This is a genomic window from Candidatus Aquicultor secundus (assembly GCF_002791875.1).
Classification (GTDB): Bacteria; Actinomycetota; Aquicultoria; order Aquicultorales; family Aquicultoraceae; genus Aquicultor_A; species Aquicultor_A secundus.
Window position 1 is genome coordinate 1 of sequence record NZ_PFNG01000172.1, and the last position, 9,385, is coordinate 9,385.

Consider the following 9,385-nt stretch of genomic DNA (forward strand, 5'->3'; position numbering starts at 1 on the left):
CGGAATAGGCAGACGCGCTGGTCTCAAAAACCAGTGAGGGTAACCTCATGCCGGTTCGATCCCGGCCTTCGGCACAAAAAAGACCGCCCATCGGCGGTTTTTTTATTTATCCTCAGCTAATCGTTTATTTACTTAGCTTTTACACTTGTTTTACTTAGCTTTTACGCTCAGCTGATCGTTCTAATATCAACAACGTTATCCGGCTTACCCAGCCGCTCTTTACCCAATAATCCCTTATCAAGCCCTTCATCAAGCTCCTTATCAACCTGCTCGCTTATCTCATTGCTTACCTCATGATCCAGCCCCACGGCGATAACCGCGATGTCGTCGTTGAGTTTGCCGTGGGCGAAGGATTGGGCGGCCTCGACAAGCCGGTTGGGAATGGTTGCGATTTCGGGGTCGTCCAGTGCCAAGAGCGCTGCGCTTATACCGTCCTCGCCAAAGAAATCGCTGTCGTGGCGCGCTTCAAGCAGACCGTCGGTATAGAGCAAGATAACTTCCCCATTGGATAATTTTTCAGCGCTATTATCATATTCCGTATCATCGAGAACACCGATAGGCATCGAACCGATTTGCATCTGCCGCACCGAATGCTCTCTGTAATTGGCGATAATCGGCGCGGGATGTCCGGCGATCGAACAGAGGATTTCGCCGGTTGACGGATCGATTGTGATATACGCAATGGTTATGAATTGGCCCGACGCCATCTGGGATGTAAGGACGCTGTTTGCGTGCGCCAATACCTGCGCGGGCTGCTCGTATTCGTAGGCGAACGCGCGTATCGTCATTTTAGCGAGAGCGGTGGCCGTTGCCGCCTGAAGACCCTTGCCCGAGACATCACCCACAACGATGCCGATTCTGCCATTGGTAAACTCGATGAAGTCATAGAAATCGCCGCCCACCTTGGAGCGCTCGGTAGCCGCGCGGTAGAGCAGGCCAAGCTTTATGCCGTCAAGCTTATCCGGCACCGCAAGCAGGGCGTTTTGCAGCGTCTCGGCAACATCACGCTCGCGTTCGTAGAGCTTGGCGTTCTCAATCGCCACAGCGGCCTGGTTTGCAACGGCCTCAAGCAGTGCGACATCCGCGTCGCTAAACGTCTTACCGCTGGCCGAGGCGACCTGAATAACTCCTATAAGCCGATTGCCGGTAAAGAGCGGCGCTACGGCAACCGCGCTAATACCCCTTACGAGCGCCTCTTTCGATGCCCTGGGGTCGTGGCGATAATCGTTGGTAAAGGCCGATTTGCGAATCTTCAACACCGTTTCCGCAAATCCGAGGTCCTCCGGAATATCCGGCAGCCGCATCGACTGTAATGAGTTGGCTTTGTGCCGGTACTCCAGCCTGCCGTTCTCCTCGTTATAGAGCCCGATTGCGCCCATATCCGCCGCAACCAGGTCGACCGCGTTGGCAACAATCTTCTCTAAAAGTTCCTGAAGATCAAGGCCGGACGATATATCAAGGGCTACTTTATTTAAGATTCTCAAATCATCATTTGAGGCCTTAAGCTTACGCTCCGATTCGCGTGCCTCCTCGTAAAGGCGCGCGTTTTCTATCGCTACAGCCGCCTGGTTCGCCAGCGCCATCAAAAGCCCCATTTCCTTTTCAGTTATTCTATCCTGCCTGGTAAGCGGTGTATACAGCCCAATCACGCCGAGCGAGCCGCTGCCGGATATCAATGGAAGGGCGATTTCGGAGTCTATGCCGGCCTGCAAGGCCACGTCTTTAAATAGAAACTCCGACTTGGTTAGGTCTTTAATAACGGTCGGCTTCCCGGTCATCAACACCTTACCGGCCACACCCTGCCCCGGCGCCATCTTCATAACGCTCAAATCTACGCCTTCGTTCTCGCTCCAGAAATGGTCGACCTTAAGTTGCTTCTCGTGCTCATCATAGAGCGCAATCCACACAGTCCTGGCGTCAAAGTAATTTCTCAGGGCGTTTGTCACCGCGCCCTCGACAAAGGGGACGTTAAGCGCCAGATTCATCTTCTCACCCGTCTCGACCAGGCCGCTTAACTCATTTACGTACTCTTTAAGATTGATCCTCATAGTATTAAAGCTCTCGGCAAGATCCTCGATCTCATCGCCGGTCTTAATGAGCCCGATTTCCTCGTCAAAACTACCTCTGGCTATCGCCTTTGCCTTATCCGCAAGAACGGTGATAGGCTTAACTATGCGCTCACTGATCCAGAACCCCAAAAACACCGCAAGCAAGACGATAATGCTTGCGGCAACACCACTCCTCACAATGTCGGTCCTGATCGGGGCCAGAACCTGCTCAACCGGCACAAACGAGCCCGCGCTCCAGCCAAGGCTATGAATCGGAACTTGCGAGCCCATTCTATATGAGTTATCAATCGGGAAGGTCAACCCGGTCGAAGTAAACTCCTTGCCGGACGATGCGACTTTTATAAACCGCTGGGAGCCCCATTTTCGCTCGGATAACGGCTTTTTTGGATACTGGTTCTGGTAGACAAGCATTCCGTTGTTATCGGTGATATTGTAGCCGCCCCCCGGCACCTCAAAGACGAATATCTCATTAAGCCGCGTGGAATCGACGGAGGCTACCATAATACCGGCCAACCTCGACTTGCGCCAGACCCCCGTTATAATATCAAACCCCATCCCGCCGTTCTCGTGGACATGAAACGGCGTAACGAACCAGTCCCTCTCGGGGGTTAGCCTTTTAAGATCAGAACGGGGGTTATGTTTATCGTGCGTAAGCTTTAAGCCAACCAGTTTCGGGTCGGTTGATGCGTAAATCTGCCCGTCGGGACGCACGAAATCCATGCTAAAGACCGGATAGCGATTCACGATTCTCGCCATGTACTCGCTGGCCTTGCGGCGGGTGTAGTCATTCTCGGTGATAGCGATTCCTACGGCGCGCTCGGTTATTCCGACCTCTTTAATAAAGTGATCGAAGTTGCTCGAGATATCGCGCGCGAAAACAAGCCTTGATTGCAAAATATCGTGCCGCTTATCTTCATAACGATTGTAGTGAGTAAAGATGATTACGATGATCAAGGGAATCGTTATTGCGAGATAGCCGAGCAGCAGTTTTTTTCTAATACCGTTCTTAGATGTAACAGTGAACATACCATGATTATGGTTGGATACGCTGTCGAAGTCAAAGGTTTGCAACATAAAGAAGTCCCGATCTTTCGACCGGGACTTTCATATCAGTCAAGCCGTCTGCCACGACCTAGAAGCCCTCGCCAAAGCTTCTATTTATTCCGTCTTGGCTGATATACATGGTATCGGCCGCAGGCGACAATGCTTTAGCGATATTTTAAAATATTTCTGGAAATTTTTAGGATAGTTTTTGTTAGGTGGTTATGTAGCCATTACGTGCGGTTTTAACTTTAGCTTTGCATGTCGAGAACAGAGGGTTTTCCCGAGTACTCGGTGTAATAGCCAATGTTTCGGAGCCTCGTATAACGCTTCTTGACCAGCTCATTGGGGTCAATTGAGCTGAGGTCTTTTAAGGCCTTCGCAAGCTCTTTCTTTAGTCCGCGGGCGACTGAGGCCGGTCCGTGGTGGGCTCCGCCCAGGGGCTCCTTCACGATAACATCGATAATCCCAAGCTCCAGCAACTTGTCCGCATGGAGTCCCAGGACCTCCGCCGCTTTTTCGGCACCCCTGCCTTCACCTTCGCCATCCCAGAGGATACTCGCACAACCCTCGGGCGTAATAACCGAGTAGTAGGCGTTTTCCAGCATAATGATCCTATCACCAAAACCGATAGCGAGCGCGCCGCCGCTTCCGCCTTCGCCGATCACGGCAACGATTACGGGCACTTCAAGAACGCTTAGCTCAAGCAGGTCCTGCGCAATGGCCACCGCCTGCCCCCTCTCCTCGGCCTCGATGCCCGGGTAGGCGCCCTGAGTATCGACAAATGTTATAAGCGGCAACCTGAATTTATCGGCCAGTTTCATAAGGCGCAGAGCTTTTCTGTACCCCTCGGGATGGGGCATGCCGAAGTTTCGCGCGATGTTTTCCTTGGTGTTGCGCCCTTTCTGGTGTCCGATGATCATGACCTTCCGGCCGTCAAGGCGGGCAAAGCCCCCGATGATCGATTGGTCATCCCTGAACGCGCGGTCGCCGTGAAGCTCGATAAAGTCTGTAAAGATAGCCTCGATGTAGTCGCTGGTACGCGGCCTATCGGGGTGTCTGGCAATCTGCACTCTTTGCCAAGGGGTAAGGTTTTCGTAAGTCCTGATGTGCAGCTTTTCGATCTGCTTTTCCAGGTACGCAATCTCCTCGGCAATATCCGCCTTTTCGGCTGATTCCAGGTGTTTGAGCTGCTCCAGCTGCTCTTCAAGCTCGACAAGCGGGCGCTCGAAATCATACGAGAACTTTCTCATCCGACCACCCCGTTAACATCAAGGTAATCGAGCAGTCTCGAGATAGTGCGCTTCATATCCACCCTGTTCACAATCATATCGATCATGCCGTGATCGAGATTGAACTCGGCCGTCTGAAAGTTTTTCGGAAGTTTTTGCTTTATGGTTTGTTCGATAACGCGCGGGCCGGTAAAGCCGATAAACGCATTCGGCTCGGCGATTATTATATCTGCAAGGGTTGCGAAGCTTGCGGTGACACCACCCGATGTCGGGTGCGCCAGCACCGATATGTATGGTAGTCCGCGCCTGCTGTGGTGGGCGATTGCCGCGCTTGTCTTTGCCATCTGCATAAGGGATATCATGCCCTCCTGCATCCGGGCGCCGCCCGAGCTGCTTACTATTATAAGCGGGCGGTCTTCATCGGTTGCAAGCTCGGTTATTCTGGCGATTTTCTCACCTACGACAGAGCCCATACTCCCGCCGATAAATCTGAAATCCATCGCCGCGACGGCCACGTTGCGCCCATCGATCTGCGCCCTTCCGCATACCAGGGCATCGTTCATCCCCGTTTTAGCTTTTGCGGCGGATATGGAATCAGTATAAGATTTACCGGCCACAAAACATAGCGGGTCTTCGGGGCACAGGTTCGCCCATAACTCATCGAAGCTGCTGGCATCTACCAGATAGTGAACGCGCTCGTAAGCAGAGAGAGGAAAGTGGAAATCGCATTTCGGGCATACCTTGCTGTTTTTCTCCAGCTCTTTTATAAATATAGGCTCACCGCAACCCGGACACTTTTCCCAGACGCCGTCTGGTACGGCCCGTTTCTCAAGGGTTGGATTTTCCGGTAGGCGCTTGTCTTGCTTTTTAAACCATTCACCTATTGGCATATTTCTCCGCTTAGAAACACCAAATTTCTGGTGTTTCAGCCTCAAATCTTTAGTGTTAGATTCAGTATTTAGCCTCTAGAAAGTATAGCGTTTTGCGGCTTAGCTGTCCATTGCCTCCCGTATTTTCGATATGTAGGCTGCGGCCGCGTCGGTGCAGGTTTCTCTGTCGGCACCGATTAAACTTACCAGGGCGCTACCTATAATAACACCATCGGCGATATCGGCGACTTGCTTTGCTTGCTCGGGTTGTGAAATCCCGAAGCCGACGGCCAATGGCTTGTCGGTAACCTTTCTAACCCTTCCAATAAAATCGGTCAAATTTGAGGGAAGATTAGTCCTTGCCCCAGTGACACCGGTTAAAGAAACGCAGTATATGAAGCCCCGAGACATATGGGCTATCTTTTTAAGCCGTTCGTTGGTGCTGGTGGGGGCGGCGAACATGATATTTGCCAGGCCGTATTGAGCGGCGGCTCCACTCCAGGGAGAGGCCTCTTCGGGGGGCAGATCCGGGCAAATCACGCCGTCTACACCGCTTTCGGCAGCATTTCCGGCAAAGCGCTCAAGGCCATAGCGGTAGATCGCGTTGTAGTAGGTCATCACGGCAATCGGCGTCTCTATCTTTTCCCTTGCCTTTTTCACCAAGTCAAAGGCAATATCGGTGTTGACGCCCGTTGTCAGGGCCACTTCGGAGGCGGCCTGAATCGTCGGTCCGTCCGCAAGAGGGTCGGAATAAGGAATGCCGAACTCTATTAAATCGGCACCGGCCTCGGCGACCGAAATCAGAAGGCTAAGCGAGGCCTCGATATCCGGATAACCGGCCATAAGATATGGCATCAAGGCGCTTCTCTTGGTAGCTCTTAGTTGCTTAAATATCTCGTCAATGCGGTTCAATTTCGTTACCACCATTTTACAACCTCACCCCCAGCGCATCCGCGACAACTTGAACGTCTTTATCCCCGCGTCCCGAGAGGTTGATAACAATGATATCGTCTTTGGATGTTTTGTCGATCATTTTTTCCAGATAGGCGACTGCGTGTGCGCTTTCAAGCGCAGGCAGGATACCTTCCTTCTTGGAGAGCAGTTGGAATGCGGCGAGCGCCTCTTTATCGGTTATCGAACTATATTCGGCAAGGCCGTTGTCTTTAAAATAACTGTGCTCGGGGCCGACGCCGGGGTAATCAAGACCGGCGGAAATCGAGTGGGCCGGCAAAATCTGGCCGTATTCGTCCTGCAGCAGGTAGCTAAGCGAGCCGTGAAGCACGCCTTTATCCCCCTTGGTCAGCGGGGCGCCGTGCCGGCCTGTGTCAAGGCCATAACCGGCGGGTTCGATGCCGATCAGCTTGACGCCTGTTCCGACGAACGGATAGAAGATGCCCATGGCGTTGCTTCCGCCGCCGACACAGGCGATGATGTAGTCGGGCATACGCCCTTCGATCTTAAGCATCTGCTCCCTGGTCTCGTCGCCGATTATCCGCTGAAAATCGCGCACCATCATGGGATACGGGTGCGGGCCGGCAACCGAGCCGATCATATAATGGGTTGTTTCAACGTTGGTGACCCAGTCGCGGATCGCCTCGTTCATGGCATCCTTTAACGTCCTGGTTCCGCTGGTGACAGGGATAACCTCGGTTCCCAGAAGGTTCATCCTGAATACGTTGAGGGACTGGCGTCTCGTATCTTCCTCCCCCATGTAAACCTGGCACTCGAATTCAAAGAGTGCGGCGGCGGTTGCGCTTGCCACGCCGTGCTGCCCCGCCCCGGTTTCGGCGATTATGCGTTTCTTGCCCATGCGTTTTGCAAGAAGCGCCTGGCCTATCGTATTGTTGATCTTGTGGGCGCCGCCGTGGCATAAATCCTCACGCTTAAGATAGATTTTTGCCTTGCCGTAGTGCTTGGTCAGTTGCTCGGCGAAGTAAAGCAGGGTCGGCCTGCCGATATATGTTCTCTGGTAAAATTCAAGCTCGGTTTTAAATTTCGGGTCGTCCTTGTACCGCGCGTACGCAGCTTCGAGTTCCTCGAGCGCCGTCATCAAGGTTTCCGGCACGAACTTGCCGCCGAATTCACCGTAATGACCCCGCTCATCCGGTAATACATGTTGCATTCGAATTTCTCCTTTTGCCTAAAAATATGTGAGACCCATTCTCTCCTTGGCCTCATGGAGGGTTTGCCGGGCGATCTCCCTGGCCCGGTTGCTGCCTTCGATGAGAACTTTGCGGATATATTCGGGCCTTAGCGACAGGGCAAGCCTGCGGTCTCTAATCGGCCCGAGGTCGCTTATGATGTCATCGGCCAGCTTCTGCTTCATATCCGAGTAGCGGATATTTCCCTCGTCGTAGAGCTGCTTGAAATGGTCACAGGTCTCCTTTGATGAGAAAAGGCTCATGAGCTGGAACAAGTTTTTTGTACCCGGGCTCATCTCTCCCCCACCGGGACCGATGTCCGTTACCGCTTTCGCCAGCTTCTTGCGGATGACGTCCGGCGGGTCGGCAAGCGCGATATAATTGTGCGCGCCGAGGCTTTTACTCATCTTTTTCATGGGCTCGGTGAGCGACATAATTCTCGAACCCCCCGCCAGATATGCCTGCGGTTCCGGGAATATGTCCCCAGATTTAGACCCGTACTTATATCCATATTTAGATCTATATTTAGAATTAAAAGAGCGAACGATTTCCCTGGTCAACTCCAGGTGGGGGAGCTGATCCTCGCCGACGGGGACTATCGTACTTTTATAGAGGACGATATCCGCCGCCATCAAGACCGGATAGCTCAACAACCCCATATTTACCTGTGTCTTTAATTGCCTGGCTTTCTCTTTGTATGTCGGAACCCGCTCAACCCATGAAACCGGGGTTACCGAGCTCAAGAGCCAGGCCATCTCTGTATGTTCAGGGACAAAGGACTGTATTAAAAGAATGCTCTTATTAGGGTCAAGACCGGCTGCCAGGTAATCCAGCGCCGTGTCGAAGACCCGCTTGGGCATGTCTTCAGGCTTGTACGGCTCGGTTATCGCGTGATAATCGACGATGCCGAATATCCCTTCGAAGCTGTCCTGCAGTTCGATCCAGCTCTTTATCGCTCCCAGGTAGTTACCTATGTGAAGCTCGCCCGTCGGCTGGATTCCGCTGAAATAGCGCTGTCTCATTTACCCTCTCACCTGTTTACCGTTTCACCGGTTCTATCCTTCACATTCCCTTATTACCTTCATAAATTCGCGAAGTTTGCGCTTATCCTTTTTGCCGGGTTTTAGCTCAACGCCGCTGCTCACATCAACAGCAAACGGTTTTACAACCTTTATGGCAAGGGCGACGTTTTTGTGGTCAAGCCCTCCTGCCAGGATTAACGGCTTTCTGGATTCCAGGTTTCGCACCAGTTCCCAATTCAAGTGGATGCCGGTCCCCCCGTATTGCCCGCGGGCATAGGCGTCTACCAGATAGGCGACGACATTGCTTGCGGGGTCGAGCAGCGTTTCGGCTTCAAACTCGTTTTCGTGGAAGATCCAGTCTTCTATCTCTGTGTAGTTGCGCATTCTAAAACCCTTGATCACCCTCTGGTGGAATTGCTGGCAGTAGTCGCCGGTCTCTTCGCCATGAAACTGCAGGACATCGAGCTTGCAGTAGTTGGCGATCGCTTTGACTTCACGGGCCGGGTGGTTTACAAAGACGCCCACCGTCGCTATAAACGGCGGCAGTTCCGCGATAATCTCAGCCGCCTTATCGGGCTTTACTTTGCGCGGGCTTTCCGCAAAAACAAAACCCAGCGCATTAGCCCCCAGCTCCGCAGCCAGAAGCGCATCCTCCATATTCGTTATCCCACAAATCTTTACCCGCGTCACTTGCCGCCCCATCCTTTACCTGTCATTCTGAGCACCGGCAATTGTCATTCTGAGCACCGGCAATTGTCATTCTGAACGAAGTGAAGAATCTAGCGGGCACTCACGCACTTCTGTCACTGAGCTTGTCTAAGCTTTTATTCGCCCCGGTAAGAAGTCCCTGCCAAGCATTTATAAACCATCTATCTCACGCTGTTTATCTAAGCCCAGACCCTCTCACTTCAAACAAACCAACTGCACCCGAGATTCTTCAGTCGCTTTGCTCCTTCAGAATGACATCTAATCGCCGTTTGCTAATCGCTGTTTGCTAATGCTATTTGCTCC

The 9,385-nt window shown here is 52.6% G+C and carries 7 protein-coding genes; all 7 read right to left on the minus strand.

The window, feature by feature from the left end; all coding sequences use genetic code 11:
* Positions 1 to 167: 167 nt before the first annotated feature.
* The 7 genes from COY37_RS07220 to COY37_RS07250 all read right to left on the minus strand — a co-directional run bounded on the left by COY37_RS07220 (position 168) and on the right by COY37_RS07250 (position 9,064).
* Positions 168 to 3,143 (minus strand): SpoIIE family protein phosphatase, encoded by a 2,976-nt coding sequence (locus COY37_RS07220; RefSeq protein ID WP_286678752.1) that lies wholly within the window; start codon positions 3,141 to 3,143, stop codon positions 168 to 170.
* 218 nt (positions 3,144 to 3,361) lie between these two features.
* Complete coding sequence (locus COY37_RS07225) at positions 3,362 to 4,363, minus strand: acetyl-CoA carboxylase carboxyltransferase subunit alpha (RefSeq protein ID WP_286678753.1); 1,002 nt, start codon at positions 4,361 to 4,363, stop codon at positions 3,362 to 3,364.
* On the minus strand, positions 4,360 to 5,232 hold the full coding sequence (gene accD, locus COY37_RS07230; RefSeq protein WP_286678754.1) for an acetyl-CoA carboxylase, carboxyltransferase subunit beta: 873 nt from the start codon (positions 5,230 to 5,232) through the stop codon (positions 4,360 to 4,362). Before accD ends, COY37_RS07225 begins: the two co-directional genes overlap by 4 nt.
* A gap of 99 nt (positions 5,233 to 5,331) precedes the next feature.
* Positions 5,332 to 6,138: a tryptophan synthase subunit alpha gene (gene trpA, locus COY37_RS07235; RefSeq protein WP_286678755.1), complete on the minus strand. Its 807-nt coding sequence runs from the start codon at positions 6,136 to 6,138 to the stop codon at positions 5,332 to 5,334.
* Position 6,139: 1 nt separating this feature from the next.
* Positions 6,140 to 7,333 carry a tryptophan synthase subunit beta gene (gene trpB / locus COY37_RS07240; RefSeq protein WP_286678756.1) on the minus strand — a complete coding sequence of 398 codons (1,194 nt, stop codon included), beginning with the start codon at positions 7,331 to 7,333 and terminating at the stop codon, positions 6,140 to 6,142.
* 18 nt (positions 7,334 to 7,351) lie between these two features.
* Positions 7,352 to 8,374, minus strand: a complete 1,023-nt coding sequence (trpS, locus tag COY37_RS07245) for a tryptophan--tRNA ligase (RefSeq protein WP_286678757.1) — start codon at positions 8,372 to 8,374, stop codon at positions 7,352 to 7,354.
* Positions 8,375 to 8,407: 33 nt separating this feature from the next.
* Positions 8,408 to 9,064, minus strand: a complete 657-nt coding sequence (locus COY37_RS07250) for a phosphoribosylanthranilate isomerase (protein WP_286678758.1) — start codon at positions 9,062 to 9,064, stop codon at positions 8,408 to 8,410.
* Positions 9,065 to 9,385 lie beyond the last annotated feature (321 nt).